The sequence below is a fragment of the Photobacterium aquimaris genome, assembly GCF_002954455.1.
Classification (GTDB): Bacteria; Pseudomonadota; Gammaproteobacteria; order Enterobacterales; family Vibrionaceae; genus Photobacterium; species Photobacterium aquimaris.
Genome location: NZ_MSCC01000001.1, coordinates 1,162,233 through 1,186,244, shown reverse-complemented (window position 1 = coordinate 1,186,244; position 24,012 = coordinate 1,162,233). Strand labels below are relative to the sequence as shown.

At 38.4% G+C, this 24,012-nt stretch carries 23 protein-coding genes; 14 read left to right on the top strand and 9 right to left on the bottom strand.

The window, feature by feature from the left end; translation table 11 throughout:
• The first annotated feature begins 13 nt into the window (after positions 1–13).
• Entirely contained in the window at positions 14–913 is a 900-nt protein-coding gene (pbpG, locus tag BTN98_RS05180; RefSeq protein ID WP_060998046.1) for a D-alanyl-D-alanine endopeptidase, read from the top strand.
• 293 nt (positions 914–1,206) lie between these two features.
• Entirely contained in the window at positions 1,207–2,838 is a 1,632-nt protein-coding gene (locus BTN98_RS05175; protein ID WP_082732148.1) for a C45 family autoproteolytic acyltransferase/hydrolase, read from the top strand.
• 356 nt (positions 2,839–3,194) lie between these two features.
• Here BTN98_RS05175 and BTN98_RS05170 read toward each other — a convergent pair whose 3' ends face one another.
• Both BTN98_RS05170 and BTN98_RS05165 read right to left on the bottom strand, forming a co-directional pair.
• Positions 3,195–5,189, bottom strand: a complete 1,995-nt coding sequence (locus BTN98_RS05170; protein WP_197432878.1) for a sensor histidine kinase — start codon at positions 5,187–5,189, stop codon at positions 3,195–3,197.
• Between the two features lie 59 nt (positions 5,190–5,248).
• Positions 5,249–6,718, bottom strand: coding sequence for a sigma-54-dependent transcriptional regulator (locus BTN98_RS05165; protein WP_060998045.1), 1,470 nt, complete (start codon positions 6,716–6,718; stop codon positions 5,249–5,251).
• A 362-nt stretch (positions 6,719–7,080) separates the two neighbouring features.
• Here BTN98_RS05165 and BTN98_RS05160 point away from each other — a divergent pair, with 362 nt between their 5' ends.
• From BTN98_RS05160 to BTN98_RS05135, 6 genes are all read left to right on the top strand, one after another.
• Positions 7,081–7,854 carry an ABC transporter substrate-binding protein gene (locus BTN98_RS05160; protein ID WP_231730688.1) on the top strand — a complete coding sequence of 258 codons (774 nt, stop codon included), beginning with the start codon at positions 7,081–7,083 and terminating at the stop codon, positions 7,852–7,854.
• A gap of 155 nt (positions 7,855–8,009) precedes the next feature.
• The gene (locus BTN98_RS05155; protein WP_060998043.1) at positions 8,010–8,711 is read left to right on the top strand and encodes an ABC transporter permease; all 702 of its coding nucleotides are present in this window, start codon (positions 8,010–8,012) and stop codon (positions 8,709–8,711) included.
• A gap of 15 nt (positions 8,712–8,726) precedes the next feature.
• Entirely contained in the window at positions 8,727–9,434 is a 708-nt protein-coding gene (locus BTN98_RS05150; RefSeq protein WP_060998042.1) for an ATP-binding cassette domain-containing protein, read from the top strand.
• Positions 9,421–10,014 carry a molybdenum cofactor guanylyltransferase MobA gene (gene mobA / locus BTN98_RS05145; RefSeq protein WP_060998041.1) on the top strand — a complete coding sequence of 198 codons (594 nt, stop codon included), beginning with the start codon at positions 9,421–9,423 and terminating at the stop codon, positions 10,012–10,014. Before BTN98_RS05150 ends, mobA begins: the two co-directional genes overlap by 14 nt.
• Positions 10,001–11,779, top strand: a complete 1,779-nt coding sequence (locus tag BTN98_RS05140) for a bifunctional molybdopterin-guanine dinucleotide biosynthesis adaptor protein MobB/molybdopterin molybdotransferase MoeA (protein ID WP_060998040.1) — start codon at positions 10,001–10,003, stop codon at positions 11,777–11,779. Before mobA ends, BTN98_RS05140 begins: the two co-directional genes overlap by 14 nt.
• 185 nt (positions 11,780–11,964) lie before the next feature.
• Complete coding sequence (locus tag BTN98_RS05135) at positions 11,965–12,681, top strand: DUF3581 domain-containing protein (RefSeq protein ID WP_060998039.1); 717 nt, start codon at positions 11,965–11,967, stop codon at positions 12,679–12,681.
• Between the two features lie 115 nt (positions 12,682–12,796).
• Here the strand turns inward: BTN98_RS05135 and BTN98_RS05130 are convergent, their stop codons facing one another.
• Positions 12,797–14,134, bottom strand: a complete 1,338-nt coding sequence (locus tag BTN98_RS05130) for a sensor histidine kinase (protein ID WP_060998038.1) — start codon at positions 14,132–14,134, stop codon at positions 12,797–12,799.
• Positions 14,115–14,792, bottom strand: a complete 678-nt coding sequence (locus BTN98_RS05125; RefSeq protein ID WP_060998037.1) for a winged helix-turn-helix domain-containing protein — start codon at positions 14,790–14,792, stop codon at positions 14,115–14,117. Before BTN98_RS05125 ends, BTN98_RS05130 begins: the two co-directional genes overlap by 20 nt.
• Before the next feature lie 281 nt (positions 14,793–15,073).
• Here BTN98_RS05125 and BTN98_RS05120 point away from each other — a divergent pair, with 281 nt between their 5' ends.
• Positions 15,074–17,068: an LTA synthase family protein gene (locus BTN98_RS05120; protein WP_060998036.1), complete on the top strand. Its 1,995-nt coding sequence runs from the start codon at positions 15,074–15,076 to the stop codon at positions 17,066–17,068.
• Positions 17,069–17,335: 267 nt separating this feature from the next.
• Here the strand turns inward: BTN98_RS05120 and nagE are convergent, their stop codons facing one another.
• Positions 17,336–18,718, bottom strand: a complete 1,383-nt coding sequence (gene nagE / locus BTN98_RS05115) for an N-acetylglucosamine-specific PTS transporter subunit IIBC (protein ID WP_060998035.1) — start codon at positions 18,716–18,718, stop codon at positions 17,336–17,338.
• 530 nt (positions 18,719–19,248) lie between these two features.
• A complete protein-coding gene (locus tag BTN98_RS20780) occupies positions 19,249–19,425 on the bottom strand; it encodes a hypothetical protein (RefSeq protein ID WP_338090199.1) in 177 nt (58 codons plus the stop codon).
• Between BTN98_RS20780 and BTN98_RS05110 the strand changes: the two genes are divergently transcribed.
• Positions 19,405–19,890 carry a phosphatase PAP2 family protein gene (locus BTN98_RS05110; protein WP_338090210.1) on the top strand — a complete coding sequence of 162 codons (486 nt, stop codon included), beginning with the start codon at positions 19,405–19,407 and terminating at the stop codon, positions 19,888–19,890. The two genes, BTN98_RS20780 and BTN98_RS05110, sit on opposite strands and share 21 nt — an antisense overlap.
• A 94-nt stretch (positions 19,891–19,984) precedes the next feature.
• On the opposite strand, the gene BTN98_RS05105 is transcribed toward BTN98_RS05110, so the two are convergent.
• Complete coding sequence (locus BTN98_RS05105) at positions 19,985–20,341, bottom strand: helix-turn-helix domain-containing protein (RefSeq protein WP_060998033.1); 357 nt, start codon at positions 20,339–20,341, stop codon at positions 19,985–19,987.
• A gap of 240 nt (positions 20,342–20,581) precedes the next feature.
• On the opposite strand from BTN98_RS05105, the gene BTN98_RS05100 reads away from it, so the two are divergent.
• The gene (locus BTN98_RS05100) at positions 20,582–20,941 is read left to right on the top strand and encodes a hypothetical protein (RefSeq protein ID WP_060998032.1); all 360 of its coding nucleotides are present in this window, start codon (positions 20,582–20,584) and stop codon (positions 20,939–20,941) included.
• A gap of 103 nt (positions 20,942–21,044) precedes the next feature.
• The gene (locus BTN98_RS05095; protein ID WP_412779403.1) at positions 21,045–21,488 is read left to right on the top strand and encodes a DUF411 domain-containing protein; all 444 of its coding nucleotides are present in this window, start codon (positions 21,045–21,047) and stop codon (positions 21,486–21,488) included.
• A gap of 95 nt (positions 21,489–21,583) precedes the next feature.
• Here the strand turns inward: BTN98_RS05095 and BTN98_RS05090 are convergent, their stop codons facing one another.
• Together BTN98_RS05090 and BTN98_RS05085 are read right to left on the bottom strand one after the other, a co-directional pair.
• Entirely contained in the window at positions 21,584–22,543 is a 960-nt protein-coding gene (locus BTN98_RS05090) for a hypothetical protein (protein ID WP_060998030.1), read from the bottom strand.
• 68 nt (positions 22,544–22,611) lie between these two features.
• Positions 22,612–23,040: a MarR family winged helix-turn-helix transcriptional regulator gene (locus BTN98_RS05085; RefSeq protein ID WP_060998029.1), complete on the bottom strand. Its 429-nt coding sequence runs from the start codon at positions 23,038–23,040 to the stop codon at positions 22,612–22,614.
• Positions 23,041–23,146: 106 nt separating this feature from the next.
• On the opposite strand from BTN98_RS05085, the gene BTN98_RS05080 reads away from it, so the two are divergent.
• Entirely contained in the window at positions 23,147–23,461 is a 315-nt protein-coding gene (locus BTN98_RS05080) for a DUF3861 domain-containing protein (protein ID WP_060998028.1), read from the top strand.
• Positions 23,462–23,621: 160 nt separating this feature from the next.
• Positions 23,622–23,981, top strand: coding sequence for a DUF4156 domain-containing protein (locus tag BTN98_RS05075; RefSeq protein WP_060998027.1), 360 nt, complete (start codon positions 23,622–23,624; stop codon positions 23,979–23,981).
• Positions 23,982–24,012 lie beyond the last annotated feature (31 nt).

Here is a 24,012-nt window from a genome sequence, read left to right as displayed (position 1 = left end):
CCAAGGAGCCATTGTGCGCAACGCTTTAATTTTATTTTTTACACTTGCAAGTATCAGCTTTTCTTCTTTCGCAAGTATCAACACCAACAAACTCAATCCAAGTAATCTTCAGACTGCTTCTGTGAGTAGTTATGTTATTGACCTAAGTTCTGGAAAAACACTGTATCGTAAAAATTCCAATGTCGTGATGCCAATTGCTTCACTGACCAAGCTAATGACCGCCATGGTAACATTAGATGCCAAACTTCCTCTTAACCAGAAAATCACTTTCACTAAAACCGACAGAGAGCATATGTACAATACATATTCTCGTGTTCGTGTTGGTTCTCAGTTAAGCCGCGGCGAAACAATGCACATTGCATTAATGTCATCAGAAAATTTAGCAGCTGCAGCCCTTGCAGCTAACTACCCTGGTGGCTACAAAGCATTTATTCGTGCTATGAACGCTAAAGCAAAAGCGCTAGGCATGACACACACACACTTCGTTGACAGTTCAGGTCTAAACCCTAAAAACCAATCAACAGCCTCTGATGTTGCTAAAATGGTACGTGCTGCTTACAAATATCCTGAGATTCGTAAGTACAGCACTAATGGTGCCGTTCATACTGCTTACTTCACACACCCTCGTTATAAATTAGGCTACACCAATACTAACGCTCTTGTGCGTGGTAAAAAGTGGGACGTAAATTTAAGTAAAACAGGTTTCCTTGATGAAGCGGGTCGTTGTTTAGCGATGGTTACCACGATTGATGGCAAAAAGATCTTAATGGTCATGCTTGATTCACAAGGTAAGCTAACGCCAATCGGTGATGCAGGTCGTATTAAGCAATGGCTACAAACAGGTAAAAGTAAAGCTATTACCGCTGATGCTAAATACTACCAACAGCAAAAGTTGAAACAATTAACCCAATAATAATTGGTATTTACTCATAACCTAACAAGCCAGCATTAAATATGCTGGTTTTTTTATTACAGCTTAATATTTAGCAACTTAACATCTCAATTTCATCACTATTATCTTCTAAATCAATGGACTACCATTAAAAATTTATCTGCTATTTTATATTTCTAACTGATGAGAATTATATAAAAAATGGCATGATATCTTTACATTCTATAAAATAACCGCGAGTGCACTGCATCTTGTTGATTCAATAAAAAGGAGGATGATAAGCGCCACTCATTTACTCCAACCACACATATATTATGAATAAGCTTTCTAAACATCATCTAGGCAAAAAAACACTACTTGCATGTATTATTTCTCTTGCTTCTGTTAGTTATGCCAACGCTTCAACACCTTCACAAAATCTAACTCAATATCCACCTAAAGCGTTATTGGCTCAAATTACCGCACCGGTTACTGGTGATTTATACAAAACCAAACTAACCGCTGAACAACAAAAAATTGTTGATCAAGCCAAATTAGAAAAGAAAAATGGCTGGTGGCATGTTGGGATTAAAGGTAATGCTTTTGATCGTGGCTTCCAATATGGTTATCTTATCGCGCCTGATTTTAAATTGGCGTGGAAAGACAGCTGGAGTATGACCTACCTAACCACTGGTGTGCCTTACAGCTCATGGCAGAAAGCCGCATTAGAACAAACTAAAGGTAAAATCCCAGCAGAGCTTCGCCAAGAAATGGAAGGGGTTGCAAAAGGCCTCAATGCAGCAGGTCTACATGTTACCCTTGCTGACATCATTACTTGGAACGACATGATTGAGCTTACTGGTTATTGGTGGCCTTCAGTGGGGATGCATAATTATACCAAGTGGGTTGATCCTGGTTTAATTAACGCATCCGCATTCCCTGCCCCATACACCAAAGCAGAAATGGCCGCTAATAATATCGAAAAAAGTAAAAACAGCGCTAATATAGAAGGTGCTAAAGGTAATTGCAGTGCCTTTATCGCCACAGGTAAAGCAACAGATAATAAAGGTATTGTTATTGGCCATGAAACCTTTAACGACTTCTGGTCAGGTCAGTTTGCTAACGTTATTTTAGATATTACACCAACCAAAGGCTACAAAATGGCCTTCCAAACAGCACCAGGGATGATCGAATCTGGTACTGACTTCTGGGAAACAGGTGCAGGTCTAGCTATTGTTGAAACGACAATTGCTAATGTAATGGACTGGAAAGCCGGTGGTATTCCTGAATTTATTCGTGTTCGTGAAGCCAGTCAGTATGCTAATAATATTGATAACTGGGTAAAACTTGAAGAAAAAGGCAATAACGGTGGTTATGCTAATACATGGTTAATTGGTGATATTAATAACAACCATATTGCTAAGTTTGGTCAAGGCCGTGTTTACCAATACTACAATGAATTGAAATCTGGTTACTTTACAGGCGAAAATGTCTCTGTCGATCCACGCCTACGCTATATTGAAGGTTCAGACTCAGACTATAACGATATTCGTCAACAAGAAGGTGCGCGTCGTCTACGCTGGATCCAACTTATGCATAAATACAACGGCAAAATCGATGTTGCTGTTGGTCAAAAAATGCTAGCTGATACTTACGATGTGTACTTGAATAAAATTGATGCATCATCACGTAATATTTGTGCTGAATATGACAAAGATGCACAACCGTATGTATCTGATCCTGCAGCAGTATGGAACGTACCCTTTACGCCAGCAGGCTCTGTCGACGGTAAAGTTGCTAACAGCAACGATATTAAAAATCTAACCATCAGTGCTCGTTTTGGTCGTGCTAATGGTGCGCCATTTGATGCCAAAGCCTTTATTAAAGCCCACCAGCAATGGGGTTGGCAATCTGGTTACCTCTTAAGCCGTCCATCAGAACCATGGACTCAAATGAAGTTTATCTAGACAATAACTTCATAGCCATATCGCGATCATTTTGATTACCTTTAATTAAATGATCGCGATGTTCATTTTACAATTTGTTTAATACTAATTATTTATATAAATAATTGAGCAGAAATATAATCTGAAGGAAATATATTGACTATGCTTTAAGTCCTCCTAAAAGAAAAGGATCGCTTATGCCGCATACTGAAATGATCATTCCCTCATCGCTAGGTCTTATAAGCCGAATATCTCTTACCGCATCACTATTTCTTATTCTTGGTTTATCCATTATGTAACGTGACAAAAAAGCCCCTTGATAATGACAGAATTTATATCATTACCAAGGGGCTTTTGTTATCTAATAGATTAGACTGTTACACCGTCACTAAAAGATCGAGTTCACTAGGCGATTCTTTTTTATGCTTGAGGTATACAATAAATGTTGAACCTTGACCTTCAATGGATTCAACCGTTATTTCTCCCCCAACATTAGCAACAATACTTTGGCTAACTGATAAACCTAATCCAGTACCTGAACGTCGGGTAGTGAAAAAAGGATCAAATATACGCTTCATATTATGTTCTGAAATACCACAACCATGATCAGTAATGGCAACCATCGCACCCAATGTCTCACCATGGTCATCAACCCAATCAGATGTGGTTATTTTCAATAACCCTTTATCATCCATGGCATGGATACCATTCATTTGTAAATTAACCAGCACTTGCAATAATTGATGGCGATTGACTTCAACACTGCATTTAGCGGCTAGATTAACCTCAAATTGAACATCCATCTTTTTCGTACCCGAACGAACAAGTGTTAAGCTCTCTTCGACGATCAAGTTTAGATAATGCCATGTTACTTCATCTTGCACGCCACCTTGACGACTGTATTGCAGTAAGCTGCGAGTAATATTTCTAATCCGATCAATTTGTAAATGAATCGCTGTCAGTTCATCTTGAACATCAACGGTATCATCGCCCAACTCTAATTGAATCAATTCAATATTGCCTAAGATTACGGCAATTGGATTATTAACTTCATGCGCAATGCCTGCGGTCAATTCACCCAGCGCCGCTAATTTTTCTGTTGCTACTAACTTTGAACGGGCTTGATGCAATAACCGTATATGCTGCTCTAACTCTTCGGTTTTATGATGTAGGCTCTGAGTACGCTGCTCTACTTTTTCTTCAAGCTCTATCGCAGCGAGCTTAATTAAACCATTACGCTGCTCAAGTTGATCCAGCATTGAGTCAAATTGCTCTCCTAGTATTTGTAATTCATGTCCATCACATAAATCCAATTTACCGACACGCTTTTTTAATCCCATTTGAACTGCTTTCGCAACCTGATAAATTTTCTCTATTGGTAAAAATAAATCACGCGCACCGCGATAAACAATAATGCTGGTAAGTAGCAGTACTAATAAAATACTGACACTCATTTCTATAATATTGGTTAAGTAACGTTCAATTAACGGCCATTGTAGATAACCCGTATAAAGCATGCCGACGACGGTACCATCATTACCATGTAACGGCTCATAGGCTGAGACATACCAACTATCGTAAACAAACGCGCGATCAACAAAAATATTTCCTTGTTGTAACACTTGTTGCTGCACTTCTTTAGAAACACGAGTACCCACCGCACGACCAATAAGATTAGCGCTATCTAGTGGCACATTAGTACTTATGCGCACGTCCCCCATAAACAAAGTCACTGTTCCAAGACTACCTTTGGGTAAAGTATCAGCGGCATAAACTAAATCACGAATCCGATCCACCAGCGATGTGCTGTTATTTAATAAAATACCACCATCTAAAATCCATTTAAGTTCACCTTGCTGATTAAAGATTGGTACTAAACTGCGACTAACTAGCCCTTTTTGTTCAATTGTACCTTCTTGCAATAATGGTAGTTGTGCTCGAGCTGGAAGATCATGGTTTAACTCAAACAAAGCACGACGCTCTAACACTTGAAAAAAAGTTTGATCTTTTCCTGATCGTAATAGCCGTTGCTCTGAGGCTGAAAACATTCCGATATCTTCTACGGAATGTAACACCACAAAATCTAACTGATATTGTTGATTTTGCTGATGCACCCACTGGCGTAATTTTATGTCATCAGATCGTAACCGTCGTTGAAAGTCATAAGAATTAGCCAGTGCTTGCAACTCCATTCGCTGCTCTTTTTTCAAAAGCACCATACTATGATGAGCAACGGCTAAATCTGCTTTGACATTCATTAATGCATTCTGCCAGGTATACGTCACCGTCCAATAAAACGTAATCGCAATCAATGTTAATAATGTAAGAAATATGGGAACAGAGGTAAGCACTAAAAGACGATAACGAACCATGGTTTTAAAACGCCGTAACCACATCAAGACAAATGTTTTTATTTTCATCGCGATACGACTCATAATAGTTCATCTGTCCATTCTTTATATTTACGCTCTAAAGTCTTTCTTGCCACACCAAGTTGACGTGCAGCTGCTGATTTATTACCGTCACTGGCGTCAACAACCTGCATAATATGCGCTTTTTCAACTTCTTTTAGTGTCCAGGTTACTGGATAGCAATATTGATCTTCACCATCGTCGTGACATTGACATGGCCGTTGAGGATGAGCTGCATTTAATTCGGCTTCTGCAGCAATCATGGCATGTACGCCTACAGCAGCAACAGCAGTAACCGGTAACGCATCCCCTTGCAATTCACGCCAATAATCCGCAGGCGGCTTACCTAATAAAATGCATCGCTCCATCATATTTCGTAATTCACGAATATTACCGGGCCAAGAATAGGCTTGCATCGCTAAAATATCTTCATGAGTCCAATTGATAGCTTTCATACCTAAGTCTTTTGATAACTGCGCCGTAAAATGATGACTTAATGACGGAATATCTTCAATTCGGTCACGTAATGATGGCAAATCAATCGTGAGTACGTTTAAGCGATAATACAAATCTCGTCGAAAACGGCCTTCTTCAACTTCAAGTTTTAAATTACGGTTTGTCGCTGCGACAATACGTACATCAATTTGAATTTCTCGCTCTGAACCAACAGGACGAATCGCTTTTTGTTCTAATGCGCGCAATAAAGATGATTGCATTGCTAGAGGCATTTCACCTATTTCATCTAAAAACAAAGTACCGTTATTCGCCACTCGAAACAGACCTTCACGGCTTTTCTTAGCCCCCGTAAATGCGCCAGAGACATGACCAAATAATTCACTTTCAAGTAGCTCTGGTGCAATAGCACCACAGTTAATCGGTACAAAAGGCCCAGTACGTTTACTTAATTGATGTAATGCACGTGCAACCAATTCTTTACCTGTGCCAGATTCACCTTCGACTAATACAGCTGCAATTGATGGCGCAATTTGAGCAATCAACTTTTTCATCTGCTGTGTGGCAGGCGCATCACCAATAATATTAACCGGATAGCTACGCTCAACATCACGTTGCAGTGCAAAATTTTGACGTTCCACTAATCGACGTTCAATGCATCGATTCACTGATTGCATCATTTGATCAAGATTAAACGGTTTTAGAATAAAATCTGACGCGCCAGCACGTAAGGCCTGAATAGCCGTCTCTAAATCAGCGTAGCCCGTCATAAATATCACATCACTACGGCGGGTTGTTGGATCAAATGCTTCATGCCATTCAATACCGGAACGTCCTGGTAAATTGATATCAACAATCAACAAATCAAAATGGCAACGCTTACGAATTTCTTCGGCTTCTTCAATACTGCCAGCAGTATCGACTTGAGCAAATTTTTTACTTAAGGCTTTTTTTAAAATCGTGCGCATTCCTGGCTCATCATCAACCACTAATACAGAAACCGCAGTCCAAGATGAAGACAAACTAAAATCAGACATAGATATAGAGACATTTTAACCACATTAAAATTTGCGACATTTTGTCTCACTATGAATCATTTAGTCAAAACTGTTTTATCATTCCGTAAAACTTCGGTTACCTTTAACCTATTTCACATAATATTTGATACCTAAATCACATAATCACCCCTGTTTATCAACATTAAAAATGTGGCACTTTATTTGCTTATAGCTGCGCAGCGCTATTTATTAAGATGGTATAGGTCATTTTGCTGCATTTATTTGGCATCAAAGATAACGACTTACCATTTCAACACTTTTTATACCAAACTAATCGATCAGGAACGTTGATGAACTTATTAAAAACCACGTTAGTTATTCTTGGCTGCGCATCGGCAACAATGGCTTATGCCACCGCAGAAACAACAGTAAATAAGACAGTACGCCTTGCCACTACCACCAGCACTTATCACTCAGGGTTACTTGATTACTTATTACCTATTTTTACTAAAGACACCGGCTACACCGTCGAAGTATTAGCCGCTGGTACAGGAAAAGCATTGCGTATGGGCGAACATGGTGATGTTGATTTAGTCATGACTCACGCACCACAATCAGAAGCACAATTTGTTGAGAAAGGCTTTGGGGTGTTACCGCGTAATTTGATGTACAACGATTTTGTTTTAGTTGGTCCTAAAAATGATCCAGCTAAAATCAAAGGTGATAAAGACGTAGTACACGCATTAAAAGAAATCGCAGCAGATAATGCCGTATTTATTTCTCGTGGTGATGATTCAGGCACCAATAAAAAAGAACTTAATATCTGGGCTCAAACTAAAATGGAACCTAACTTTGGTGGCTATAAAGCTGTTGGTCAAGGAATGGGTCCAACGTTGAATATGGCATCAGAATTACAAGCCTACACATTAACGGATCGTGGCACATGGTTAGCCTATGAAACCAAACTTGATCTTGAAATCATGGTTGAAGGTGATAAGCGTTTATTTAATCCTTACCAAGTCATTCTGATTAACCCAAGTCGCTACCCTGATCTTAATTACCAAGGTGCGAAAACATTCAGTGATTGGTTAGTTAATCCTAAAGCACAAAAATTAATCAATAATTACCAACGTCACGGCAAGCAATTATTCGTTGCTGATGCTCAAACGCTATAAACGGTAATATATTAATTTAATATGATATTTCGCCCGTAATGGTTTATTAAAAAACTAAATCATTACGGGATCACAGTTATCGCATTGAGTCTTAGTGCTAATAACATCAATGATGACATTATCAGTGCATTTTTTAGGTTAAAGCAAATATTAGCATGAACATTTGGCAGACAACTCAGCAAGCTACTCAACTTCTTTTTAGCGGCGATAGCGCACTCTGGAGCATTGTCGGGGTATCATTTTCCGTTTCTCTTTTTGCTATCACTTTAGTTCTTATTCCCTCACTATTAATTACCTTTGCATTAGCTTACGGAAAATTTCCTGGTCGTTGGTTAATACTCTCTTTAATGAATACCTTACAATCAGTCCCGACAGTAGTAATTGGCTTACTGCTTTATATGCTGTTATCTCGCGCAGGGCCATTAGGTGATTGGCAAATGCTATTTACCCAAAAAGCGATGATATTAGGCCAAGTATTAATCTGTTTTCCACTCTTAGTATCGATGATGCATGCTGCCTTTCAAAATAGTGATCGTCGTGCATGGGAAACAGCACTCACCTTAGGATCTAGCTACCCTCGTGCATTAATTAGTTTAATGTGGGAAAGCCGCTTTCCGTTAATTGCAGCCATTGTGGCCTCCTTTAGCCGAGTGATCACTGAAGTCGGCTGCTCAATGATGGTCGGCGGCAACATTTTAAATTCAACTCGAAATATCCCGACAGCAATTGCGCTTGAGAGCTCAAAAGGTGCATTTGCTCAAGGTGTAGCCTTAGGAATGGTGTTACTTATTCTAGCCTTAGGTCTAAACTTTATTTTATCTATCGCCCGTGGCAAAGCCCATTTGCGAACTAACTAAGCCGAGACCTTAATTATGACTCATGCATCCATTCAGGCACTCGACCTTTCAGTTCGTTTTAAAAGTCGACTACTGTTTCATATTCCACAACTTAATTTAGCACCACGAGATGCTATCTATTTAACGGGTGATAACGGCGTTGGCAAAACAACCTTATTGAAAGTATTAGCTGGCTTACAAAAACCTACCACCGGTACGATTAATATTCATCAGCATACTTTTTTTAAACGCCTCTTTAGTGGCTGTTATGAAGGGAGTATCATCTACCTCCATCAAACCCCATATATGTTTGATGCAACAGTGTTTAACAATGTATGCTATGGGCTACGATACGCGATTAAAGATCGTCAAAAACGCCGAAATGAAGCCATTAATGCTTTGCGGATGGTCGGCCTTGAAACCCTTGCTAATGAGCATGTGTCCGTTTTGTCTGGTGGTGAACGCCAGCGCGTCGCAATGGCACGGGCATGGGTACTTAAACCCAGTGTGCTATTAATGGATGAATCTAGTGCTAGCATGGATCAAGAGTCAATTAATCGCCAAGTTATTTTAGCGGAAGATTTATTGTCACGAGGCACCAGTTTAGTGATCACTAGTCATCAACAAAATGCACTCACTGCACTTTGTCGCCGCCAATGGACAATCAATGATACCCAGTTAATTGAACGAGCCGAACTCCAACTCGTTAAAGATACTAATAAGGATAATTATGCCTACGCCTGAACAAACCCATTGGGTCATTTTAGCGGGTGGCCAAGCCAGCCGTATGGGAGGCAACGATAAAGGCTTGATTGAACTTGCAGGCCAACCGTTTATTCAACATGTAATTAATACCCTAGCACCACAAACATCTCATATCAGTATCAACGCAAACCGTAACCAAGATCTATATCGCCAATATGGTGATGTTTTTGGCGATAGCATTGAAAATTATCCAGGCCCTTTAGGTGGTATGCATGCAGCGCTACACCATATAGATAATGACTGGATTGGTTTTGTACCTTGTGATTGCCCGCAATTACCTGCTGATTTAGTAACAAGAATGGCTGCAGCATGTCAACCTGATACAGATATTGTAGTGGCACATAATGGCGATTATATTCAACCCGTTGTGACGCTTCTACACCGTCGTATTCTGCCAAAATTAGAAGCCTTTTTAGCTAATGGTGATCGCAAGATAATTTTACTTTATCGTCAATGTAATATGATTACGGTTGATTTCAGTGATCAAGCCGACGCCTTTATCAACCTCAATACCCCTGAGGAATTATCACAATTTGGAGTACGCCATGAGTCAAATTAACGCCTCTGTGCCTTTATTAGGCTTCGCTGCATTTAGTGGTACTGGTAAAACAACCCTTATTGAAGCCATGTTACCTAAATTGGTTGAACGTGGTCTACGCATTGCAGTAATCAAACACGCCCATCATGATTTTGATATTGATCAGCAAGGAAAAGATAGCTATCGATTAAGAAAAGCTGGTGCACACCAGATGCTTATCTCCTCTCGCTATCGTCGCGCATTGATCACTGAAACACCCTCCGCAGAAGCAAGCTTACCGTCTTTAATTCGACAATTAGATCAAACTCAACTCGATCTTATTTTAGTCGAAGGCTTTAAAAAACTCGACTTCCCAAAAATTGAATTACACCGCCAAGTCATTAACAAACCGTGGCTATATCAAGACGATAACACTATCATTGCGATTGCAAGTGACACCAAAGCAGACACAGTCTTACCGCAAATATGCATTGATGATATCGAACAATTAACCGATTTTGTGGTGCAATTCAGTCGCCAATCATACCAGCACTCAATAAAGGCGGTCAGTTGTGATAACGTTCAACCACAAGGGATGTTGTCGGTTGATGAAGGTCGAAAACGCATTCTTGATCAGATAACAGTTGTTGATAATCCACAAACGGTTTCGCTAAAGCAAGCACTTGGGCATATCGTACATACAGATATTCTTTCACCAGTAAATGTGCCACAACATACTAATTCAGCGATGGACGGCTATGCTATTCGCAGCGAAGATATTGAGCTAAATAGCTATACCGTTGTCGGTCAAGTTCTTGCAGGACATCATTACCCTCACCCATTACAAGCAGGTGAAGCTGTTCGTATAATGACAGGCGCTCCGGTTCCTCAAGGTGCCGATACCGTTATAATGCGTGAACAAGCACAACAAGATGGTGACACCGTCACGTTCAACCTAACCATGGGCGCGATTAAAGCGGGTCAAAATGTTCGCTTAGCAGGTGAAGATCTTGCTATTAACCAAGTAGCCGTCGCTAAAGGCCAAACAATCACCGCGCCAGAACTTGGTATGATCGCATCACTAGGGTTAAGCACACTGACTATCAATGCGCCCTTGCGTATTGCTATTTTCTCAACTGGTGATGAAGTACAAGCCCCAGGTGAAACACAACGCCAAAACTGCATTTATGATTCAAACCGCTACAGCTTATTTGCCTTATTAACTGGTTTGGGTTGTGAGGTGGTTGATTTGGGGATTATTGAAGACAGTGAAACTGCACTTGAAGCCACATTACGCCAAGCCAGCCAACAAGCAGATATGATTTTATCATCAGGCGGTGTTTCTGTTGGCGATGCTGACTACATTAAAACCGTACTTGATAAACTAGGAAAGATTAATTTCTGGCGGATCAATATGCGTCCAGGACGTCCATTAGCATTTGGCCATATTAATGATGTGCCATTTTTTGGTTTACCCGGCAATCCCGTTGCAGTCATGGTGACATTTTTACAATTTGTTGAACCTGCGATTCGCAAACAACAAGGCCATCAAAATTGGCAACCTCAAACATATACAGCTATTGCAGCAGAGCCGCTACGATCTCGTAATGGACGAACCGAATATCTACGAGGATATTACCATTGGGATGCTAATGGCCGCTTGTCGGTAAAAACCATTGGCTCACAAGGTTCCGGTATTTTACGCTCAATGAGTGAAGCTAATTGCTTAATTGAAATTCCACCACAGCAAGAATATGCTCAGCTTGGCGATAAAGTGACTGTTATTCCACTTAATATACGCTTTTAGCCAATAGAACAGCGACGGCATAATGCCAAGCATTGCTCATATTGCTTGGCTTTTTTATGTCTACTACTATTAGTATGTATTTCGTCAATATATGTATTTACATTAATATCATCTGGCTAGACCATTAAAGCGATATTTATGTTGTAGAATAGCGGCAGTCTTATTTTTAGGTATTATAAGTAAACATGTTTTTAGATTCATATTATTCAAATAACGACGGTGAATTATCTTTTACTCGTGAGCAAGCAAGCCATTTTGCAAAACGTGTAGCCGGTGACTTTAACCCACTTCATGATGAAGATAACAAGCGTTTTTGTGTACCTGGCGATCTGCTTTTTTCGGTTCTTCTAGCCAACGTTGGCCTTAGCCAAAAAATGCGTTTCGAATTTGCAGGCATGATCAATGAATCAAGTTGCCTACTTATAGACATCAAATCCCCGACAGAACTAGCGGTTATCGACTGTACGGGCAAAGTCTACATGGATGTGATACGCAGCGGTGAAACAACAAAGGATAAGGTGTTAATTTCACAAGTTACTAAAAACTATGTGCAATTTTCAGGAATGAACTTTCCACACATTATGGTACCTTTGATGAAATCAAAAGATATCATGATTAATCCCACTCGACCGTTAGTGATCTATGAATGTATGGAACTTGATTTCACACGTTTAGATCTTAGTGCGCCAACCGTTGAATTAACTGACTCTATTATTGAAGTTGAAGGTAAACGTGGTAGCGTAACACTTCATTTCTGCTTTAAAGAAAATGGTGAAATCGTCGGTACAGGCAGTAAACGTATGCTGATGAGCGGATTAAAGCCTTATTGCCAAGACGGTATTGATGATTTAGTTTCACGTTTTAATGAGCGTAAAGATAAATTCAATGCGACTAATAGCTAAATAGCCAATCTATTTTCTATAAAAAAGCCCAATTAGCACTTATCTTTTGCATTGATAAGTATCTATTGGGCTTTTTTGTATCGGTGTATTTTAGAACGGTGACACTAAATTGTCATTAATCACCCACCGTTGATACTAATTCAGACGCGAGTGGTAAATACAATCGTGACCGTAAACCAGGATTATTATCACTAAAAACTAATTCACCATTATGACGAGTAACTACGGCTTCCACTAACGATAACCCTAATCCAAAACCTTGATGGGTTCGACTACGATCGGCACGAAACATCGGTTCACGAATTCGCCCTTTGTCTTCATCAGACACGCCCATACCATTATCTGTTACCACAATACCAAAATGATCGACAATGACATTAATAATACCGTGATCTGGTGTGTACTTAATCGCATTTTCAACCAAGTTATAGACCGCTCGAAATAATAAACTTGGCTCACCTTGCAATCGGTATGGCTGATCTTCTCTAAATATGAGTTGCTGTTGTTTTTCATCTGAGATAGGTAATAAAAATTCAACCACATCACGACATACTTGAGATAAATCGACCCACTCTTTATCAATATGCTGCTTACCACTGTTTAAGTTAGCAATTTCTAGCATGCCATTAAACATACTCAACAATACTTCTAAATCATCATGACAAGCTTCTAATTCATCCGTATATGGTGCAGTTGGTTGGGTTAACAATCGCTCTAGGCGTAATTTCATTCGTGCGATAGGCGTGCGTAAGTCATGTGCCATGCCAACAGAAAGTGCTTTTAGCGATTCCTCTTTTTTCTCGACCTGTTCAATCAAAAAATTAAGATGAATAGTTAACACATCAAATTCATCATCATTGCTACTAACCGGTAGCTTGACCCCTTTTTCACCTAAAATAACTCGATTCATACCCTGATTAACACGAGCCAACTTCTTTAAAATTACAATTGCAAATAATGAAGCACCAGCCAACATGATAATGACTGGCACTGCGATTCCAGACAGTAGCATCGGGATAACAGTCTGGCGATAGGCTTGCATAAATTGCGGATTAATTTTTATCACTAATTCCATCCCTCGCGGTAACTTTACCACTTGAGATAGCTGTGTTGTTTTTCCACGACTAAAAATAAATGCTGTTGCTGGGTAAGTCGCCACTTCATCAATAACAGGCTTTGTTGGCTTTACAAGATAACTAAATGTGGTGTTGTTTTTGCGACGTTGCGTTATCGTTTTATAAAGTTCGGCGCTATTACCTTTGTTGATCATCATCGTAAACAAATTAGCTTCATTGACTAAGTCACGTTTTAATTGTTGATGGTAAAACGTCTCTGAACTAACCACTACCTGATTTATAAATAAGATGAAAATAAAAGCAACACAGGTAATAAAATACATCAACACTTTAAAAATAGTTGATCGCGACAGGTTTTCAGGCCCGGCGTAAGACATAACCCGCCCCTCGAACAGTATGAATTAAACTAGGCTCTCCTTCAGACTCTAATTTTTTACGTAAGTTGGCAATATGAACATCAATCACGTTAGTTTTTGGATCAAAATGATAACTCCAAACGGATTCAAACAAGCTCATTCGAGAAACAACACTTTCAACATGTTCCATTAAGTATTGCAGTAATAAAAATTCCTTCTGCTGTAGATTAATCAATCGAGATCCACGCCATACACGGTGTGATTTAATATCTAACCTTAAATCATCATAACTGTATTCAGAAGAAACAGTCGCTACGGTTTGCTTTCGTTTAACCAGAATATTAGCGCGCGCAACAAGCTCTGCTAATGCAAACGGTTTTGTTAAATAATCATCACTTCCTGCTGTTAGCCCTGTAACACGATCTTCAACACTGTCCATCGCACTTAATATTAATACTGGTGTTTGGTTTTCAGTGACGCGCAACGCAGCAAGAACCTTTAAGCCATCAAGTTGTGGAAGCATGCGATCTAACACAATTAATTGATACTCACAGCTGGTTGCCATCATGAGTCCTTGATGACCATCTTCAGCTTCATCTACAACAAACCCATGTTCTCGTAATCCTCGAGCAACAAACTCACGCGTTGTTAGATCATCTTCAATTACTAATATTTTCATTTAATACCTAGATCTATTTACTCATTAATACGCTACCCATAAGAATTATTCATTATACACAGGCCCTCTTCATTTTTTAATATATCAAGCCGTGATGTTGATCATTAATATTGTTATATAAACACGCAAAATTAGCATTATTTCGCCATTGGTCTAAAGTGAATAATTTACTCTTTATGATTTATATCATATTGATAAAAGTTACATTAAAGTGAACTTTTATTAAGGTAAACAATCAAATATTTCATTCTAAATACAAAGATAATTTAAATAACCAATTTATGACTTTTTTTACGCGATTAGATCCAGTCAAAGAAATGACTGGCGTAACATTTCCAATACTAATGTTTTTAGTTTGTGGCATTATTATATTGACAATTTCACGTATATTTTTATGCATCTGGCAGAAAGACCGTGTATCTAACGTTCAAGGTTGGAAAAGAATATTTATATCTGGTTTACGAATGGATATCGTCAGTATGTGTTATTTACTGATATTACCCTGCCTTATTACACCACTCGTCATTGGAGTACCTTATCTTAGTCAGATTTGGTTGATAATACTTTCAGTATGGATCACATTCGGCTTATGGCTTCTGGTTTATATGGAAGCAGCTACGCCTTTTTTCATTAAAGAATATGATGTACGACCAAACCGTTTTTTTGTCGAGTATCTTATTTATCCCAAAGAAGTCATGAGCATGATGTGGACTGGCTACAAACTTGAGCTAGCGCTTGGGCTTATCATCTCACTAATAACGCTTTATTTTGGCTGGAACTTTTCAAATTACCTCGTTCAAGACCTCCAGGCCCCTAGTTGGTATTGGCGTCCGATAATAGCACTTTGTACCGTCGCATTATGCATATTAGGTGCCCGATCAACACTTGGCCATCGTGCCATTAACCCATCTATGATCGCATTTTCACACGATAATCTTATGAATGATTTACCCCTCAACTCATCCTATTCAGTACTGTACGCAATGAAGTTAATGCGAAAAATAGTTGATTCATCAACGATATACCCAACCATGAAAACAGACGATATTATTCGCACCATACAGGATAACAGCCAATTAACTGTGGCAGCGTTCACCCAGCCATTATTACCAACACTGGCATATCATCAAGCCAGTACTACAGGGAAACGTAAGAACATTGTAATTTTATTACAAGAAAGTCTTGGCGCTCGCTTTGTTGGTGGATTAGGTGGCCTACCACTAACACCAAACCTAGATAAACTGATGCAAGAAAGTTGGAATTTAACGCGATTATATGCCACAGGAACACGCTCTATTCGTGGTATTGAAGCTGTGACTACAGGCTTTTTTCCAACTCCTGCTAATGCTGTGGTGAAATTACCTAAAAGCCAAAATAACTTTTATTCAATCGCCCAGACGCTTAAAGCAGAAAATTACCATACTCAATTTATCTACGCGGGAGAAAGTCATTTCGATAATATGAAAGGCTTCTTACTTGGTAATGGATTTGTTGATATACAAGATTTACCTACGTTTCATAATCCAGAGTTTATTGGATCATGGGGAGCATGCGATGAAGATCTTTATAACAAAGCACATGAACAATTTAGTCTACTTACTGAACAAGATAAGCCTTTTTTCAGTCTTGTATTTACAACAACAAACCACTCACCTTATGATTATCCGCAAGGTAAAATAGAACCGTATAACCAACCATCTGCAACACGCGAAAATACTGTTAAGTATTCAGACTTTGCTCTTGGTCAATTTCTAGAACAAGCGAAAAAGTCAGATTATTGGGACGATACTATTTTTGTACTTGTTGCTGATCATGATTCACGTGCCTACGGTGATCAAATAGTACCAATAGATTGCTTTCATATTCCAGCCGTAATTTTTGGTGGTGGCGTTGCTGCTCATGAAGATAATCGTTTAGCAAGTCAGCTTGATCTACCGCCAACTTTATTATCCATGGCGGGCATCAGTGCTAATCACCCAATGATGGGCCATGACCTAACCAAAGACGTTGCAGAACATAAGCAAAGAGCTGTCATGCAATATCATAATAACTTTGCATGGCTAAACAATGACAACCATGCAATTGTTTTCCAGCCAAATAAAGGCATCATGACCTTTCACTATGATCCTACAAGTCACATATTAATACCAAGTGAATTACCAGATGACGAAATAAAAACAGCGAATGCGTTCGCGCTATGGGGAAGCCTATCTTACAAACAAGATTTCTATCAATGGAATAAGATAGAATCAGTACCACATAACATCTCTCAATAATAACTCGCAGACTGCAAAAGTATAAACGCAGTTAAAGAAAATCATCTACTTGCTCAGAGGTAATATGCCTCTGAGCAAGTAGTATGGTAGTTAAACACCCAAGACAAGAATACCAAGCTAACCTCATTCGTAACCAACCACCATTATTCTGCCATTGCCTTTATGTTGTGATATAAAAAAACGGCCTACCAAAGGTAGACCGTTTAACGCGACCATAGGGGGAAATTATGAAATCGCGAATACTTTATTTTGCTTAATCAATGATGCTTAAAGTGCTTTCATTTGGTTAGCAATAATTTCAGCTTGTGGACCAATAATAACTTGAAGATTATTTGAGCCTACATTTACTACACCCTTCGCACCTAGTTGCTTTAGCTTAGCATCATTGATAATTGAGCGATCAACAATACCTAAGCGAAGACGTGTGATACATGCAGAGATATCAGTTAGATTATCTTTACCACCTAGTGCTTCTAGGTATTGTAGAGCTAAATCAACTTTGCTATCAGAATCTGGGTTTGAATCTTCTTCTGGAGCATCTTCACGGCCAGGTGTTTTAAGGTCAAACATCTTAATCGCACTAACAAAGATCACGAAGTAAATTACACCAACAACTAGACCCATTGGAATAATCATCCATGAGTTATGCGCAGCTGGCGCATTGTAGTTAAGAATATAATCTATCAAGCCTGATGAGAAACTAAACGCCATGTGAATGTTAAGCATTGATGCAACAACAATACTAAGGCCCATTAGAATAGCATGTACAACATACAATCCAGGAGCTAGGAACATAAACATGAATTCGATTGGTTCAGTGATACCTGTTAAGAATGCAGTTAATGCAACGCTCAATAACATACCACCAATGACTTTCTTATTCTCTTTCTTAGCAGTTACATAAAATGCTAATGCTGCACTTGGAAGACCAAACATTACCACTGGGAAGAAACCACTTAAAATACGTCCTGCAGATGGGTCACCAGCAAAGAAACGTGAGATTTCACCCGTAACAACCTGACCAGTAGCAGGATCTGTGTAGTTACCAAACACAAACCAAACCATACTGTTTAGAATGTGGTGCAAACCAAGTGGAATCAATAGACGGTTAGCAACACCATATACAAACTCACCAGGAACACCACTGGTAAGAATCCACTTACCTAAATGGTTGATAGCATCTTGCACAGGAGGCCATACAATGCTAAATGCAAAAGCAAGCACCAATGCAACTAAACCTGTGATGATAGGAACAAAACGCTTACCACCAAAGAAGCCAAGGAACTCTGGTAATTTAATTGCGTGGAAACGGTTATACAATAGACCCGCACACACACCAATAATAATACCGCCAGCGACACCAGGATCGACATCAGCATTAAGGGTTTTAATTGCAGCCATCATAATGAAGTAACCAACTGCTGCGGCTATTGCTGCTGCTGCTGAGTTATCTTTCGAGAAACCACCTGCAACACCCATTGCAAATAACAGTGCTAGGTTAGTAAAAACTGCCTGACCGCCTGCTGCAATAAAAGGTATATTTAGTAGATCGGGTTGTCCAATACGCAATAAAATACCAGCAATGGGCAATACTGCGATAGGAAACATTATCGCGTTTCCGAGTTTTTGGAAATGTCCAAGAATACTCATTCCCTTCTCCATGTCATCACATCAAAATTAATAAACAACATATGTCGTTTAAGCATGTACTAACCATACAGTAGTTAGCTAAACTTAGTTTAGGATAAACATTAAGTTTTCTTAATGTTTGCTCTATTTCACGTGACAGCCTTCACAATTTGAGAAAGTTCACTAGAACACCACAAAAAAATTTACAAAAATCACACCTTGTTAACCTAATATTCTGTTAATTATTCACCTATAATTTGATTTATTTATGTTGTTAAAATGAGAAATATGAACCTTTCCTGACAAATAAGCATAGAATAAGTTATTCAACGATATTCTTAATGACATTAGGTATAATTTATGCGAAAAAAGAGTTTAGCTTTAAACCATGAAAAAATGTCAATTTATTGACAGTTAACTTGTTTTTTTATGGCTTACTTAATAATTACATAATGACAAGATTGAACTTTCTCCATGATGACTTTTATATCCCAAAAACTACCTAACTTTATTGCATTATCGTTATTTGCCATATTGCTTTTTATTGCGATTCACATAGTGCCAATACCAGCCTTAACGACACCAGTAAGTAATGCAGCTGGCATATCATTTGCTTTATTAACAGACAGTGCTGGTAGCCCGTTTTTCCTTATTACTGCGGCATTGCTTTGTCTTATACCTGTCTTTTTAAAGCTACCTAAAAAACCATCACTAAAATATGGATTCAATTTGGTATTCTGCTTGTATTAAGTTTCGTCACTAAGACAGTATTAAAACACGAGACTGCAATTCCTCGTCCATACACTTATGAACTACAAGCCTTGCACCTTGTTGATTCACCTGCTAATTTCTATTCATTAGACTCTGCAGCAAAAGAGACGATTGTGAAACAAGCTGGAACATATATTAGTCCTTGGCGCTTACGCAGTTGGGAAGGTGAAACCAACTATTCATTCCCTTCAGGCCATACTATTTTTGCTGCTATCTGTGTGCTTTTCTGGGGTGGGTTCTTTATTCGTAGAGGTAATTATTTAGTTGCTGGTGGATTAGTCATTTGGGCCACAGGGGTTGGTATTAGCCGTTTATGGCTAGGTATGCACTTCCCTTCTGATGTCATGGGCTCAATACTTTCAGCTGCTATACTATATTTCTTTATCCCTGAATGGGATGAACATGCTAAGAAAAAAAAATAATCTAACGTTATAGCTATTTAAAAAGGCTCATCACAATAATAAGATGAGCCTTTTTATAGGTTTATATTTATAACCTTAATATCATGGACTATCGTTAACTTGCCGTTGGAGTATGTTCATATTCAACAACCAGTTGATTACCCTCATAAGTAACTTTTTTAATCTCACCGTCAAATATAAAAGTATTTTTTACGATCGAATGATTGAGTGTGCCTTTCTGCACTGCTTCACGTAATGAGGGAAGTATTAGCACTGGATCAATATTTAAAATACGACAAAACTCGTTAACAAACTGATGTTGGATGACAGTATCACCCCGTAAAATGTCTGAAAATTCAAGTTGCGTTAACCCTAGCTTTTTAGCCATTTCAATTTGAGTAATACGCATTTTTGCTTTGTAGCTCATCCATGTATCATGCAAAACTTGACGATCTGTTTCAGTATATGCCATTTTCTTTCCTAAACGCTTTCAACGTATTGAATAAACCCATCGTTATTCATTCCACTCCGCGAGCGTAAATTTAAACGAATTGATTTCCTTCATCCATAAATTAGCTGTAAGAATATGTGTCACATTATTCACGCACTGAATACAACACGTGGTAATTTAATACTTTATTACAAGTTATTTATTGTTGAATCGCATATTAAAATTATAATGCTCGCTCATTATTAGGATTGTTAGCATAAAATGATACGTCATTGGTTATATTTTATTGTGTATAGTTTGCTTATCGTAACTGTATTTACCAATACAGCGTATGCTTACACCACCAAAATAATGCCAACATCCATGTCGCATTGCAGTATGGAATATAATACCTGCTGTGATGACACTGATAATATCGCAACTAGCTCTATAATCATTACTGATTCAACGTACTCTCATTGCAACAATGATTGTAATAGCGATTGTTCATCACAGCACCAACCCGCTCTACTGCCTAACTTTAACTTTCAATCATGCAATCATTCAGAAAGTCATATTAATGAGCAGTTTCAACTTACCCGTTATTACCATGAACCATTACTAAAACCACCGATGGCATAAGTGTTATTTCTGCTTTAAACACTTAACTTGCACCATCTACAACCTTGCACTGTTACCTTAAAAAAGTGCAAACACGTTATATTTTAGGAATGTCATTATGATCATCAAACGTACGTTACTTGCCTTTACTGTTTTTATTTCAGCCACTGCAACAGCTGAGATTGCACCTATTATCAAAGGCACGAATTACTTATCACCATATTGTGGCTGCTGTAAGGAATGGGTAACGCATATGAAAGATAACGGCTTTGAATTAGAAAATATTTACCAAGAAAACTTAACACCAACAAAAATTAAGCTAGGCGTATTACCTCAATATGCGTCTTGTCATACCGCACAAATTGAAGGCTATACCTTTGAAGGCCATATTCCAGCGGCTGACATCAAGCGCTTTCTCGCTAAAAAGCCAACCCGAATGAAAGGACTAGCAGTAGGCGGAATGCCAATGGGATCACCCGGTATGGAGTATGGGGATCAGAAAGATAGTTACAGTGTGGTCGCTTTTGATGACAAAGGTCGTACCATGGTATGGGCTCGACATAATTAATCGCTCCACCTAGCTAATTAAACAAACAAGCCCGCTTTTATCTATCGTTACTCATAAGACGTTAACAGAACAGCGGGCTTTTTTATTTTGCTACTTTACTGAAATAGCGCTCGATTAGGATCATCATTTTGAGCCCATAACGGCTCTAATTCGCGTTTTTCAAAGTAAATTTGTAAGCCATTAAAATAAGTAAAAGCAGTAAGCTCTGACTCTTTACCGAAATGTTCAAAAAACACCTCTTCATACTCAGCTAGTTCCGCTAATGTTTGAATACCACGACTTAACGCCCAATGAATGGCATGTGGTGAAATCATAGTGCGATATAGCATTAACTCTTTAATATCAGCTAACGCAATATCACGTTGTGCGGTTGTGGAATGTTGAGATGCTAACGCGTTTGCTTGTTCTTCTGCTAATAATGCCCGTAAACTTGCTAGACTTGATTCTCGCTCTGCTGGCGAATAGCCATAAGTTATTTTACAAAAACGTAAGGCATAAGTCATTTTTTCACGCCCAACCAGCTCAATAACCTGCTCAAGATAAGGCTGTGGAATAGCATATAAAGCTGCTAATTGAGTTACGGCATGATTTAAACTGGTATAAATAATACCATCATATTCAAACTGAAATGTTGTCGTTACATCGTAACAAGGTAGCCCATCAATATAAATCGGCCAGCCGCTGTAATTCACTCGCTCTTTAGCTATCTCAAACATCTTCCATCCGCTAATACGAAACCCTTCTAACGCTTTACCATCCATTTCAGACGATTCAAGCTCTTCTTTGGTCCAATTAACACCAATCTGTAAATGTTTGTGATATTTTTTATGTAACTGTTGTTTCACTTTGTCACGCAGTAAATCTAAGCTACTCACCTTTAACCCATTGGCAAAACTAAAGCACTCTTGGCAACATGGCAACATAATCGGTAAAGTTTGGTTATCATAATTTGGAACAGCCATAAATGCATGACTGTCAAAATACGGCTCACCACAGAACCAACAGGTATGGCGATAGTCAAAAGGCACATCAATATTATGGTATGAAGAAGTCATTTATCTGCTATTTGTGATTGAAAATACATTGAGTATGATGCAAAGACTACCGTTCAACAACAAGCTGATTATTGCTCACGAAGATTATGAATCATTTGTTTTGCTAGTTGTTGAAATAGTGCAATCTCATCAGCGCTGACATTGTGAGTTATTTTTTCCTGCAACACAAAATCAATATCCGCTAATTTTTTTATAATTTCCATACCGCTATTCGTCACGCACAAGTATGAACTACGCTTATCTCCTGGGTTCGGTGCTTTACTGATAAATCCTTTATCTATTAACGTGCTAAGTAAACGTGTAATTTGTGCTTTGTCACGATCTAATACTGTTGCGATGTCGATTGCTGTGCATGGTGTGATGTTATTAATTATTTTAATCACACGTACATGCATTGGCGTAATATCAAGATTTAGCTGTTCAATCTGTTGATATAATTGCCGTTTTAATGCATGCACCAATTGAAATAAATTATCTAAGGTTGTGTTGTTAACCATTAAGTAGCTCCTATCCTTCCTTTATTTGGTTGACAACATCAACCACACTAAACTATAGTTGATATTATCAACTACATTGCTGTTTATTTCAAATAGGATTTTATTTATGTCTGATAAAAATACTAACGAAAATTGTTACCGTATTACTATTGAAGAGTTAAACCCTAAGACTGCTGTTCCAAAAACGATGCAATTTGAATTTCAAGATAGAGAAAACCTGTTTAACATCATTGATAATTTAAAGAAAAATAGTGGGTTAGATGCAACTCAAGCAACAAAAATAGGTGTTTCATTACGGTTATTAGGTCCAATATTAATGGCAAACCGCAAGCATCCTCTCTTTATAGATTTTATGCCTCACTTCAAAAATTTTATGTTATTACTCAAAAATACAGTTAAAAAATCACCAACAAATAAATAACGTTATTCGATCAAGCATTCCTTTATAGGACTAACCAGCACATAACACCAATATTCTGCAATAATAATGTTATATATATCTAACTACTAGTTTTATTTGCTTGCCTGTTACACCGATTTACATACACTCGCGCGACATTTATTTTGTTCGTGAACTTTACATGAAAAATATTCTGGTTAGCTCAATGTTAGCCTCAACATTACTATTAAGCGGCTGTGTCACTTTTCCGACTTCTGAGTCTAATCAAGTAGATGTGATTTGGGATGATGTAAAAGCAATAGAGAATTGTCAACGCTTAGGAATAGTATATGGCTCTGAAGGCCATTTTTATGATTACTGGTTCCATGCTGATAAAGATATGGTTTGGGGTACATTAAACCAAATGCGTAGCAAGGCAGCTGAATTAGGTGGTGATACAATCTATCTCTACCAATCACTTGATTTCTCAAGTTCAGTAACTATGTTTGCTAATGCGTACTTATGCAACAACTCACCCAATAAACCAGTAACTAACAAATAATAAAACAGATATAAGAACAGCCATTAAAAAT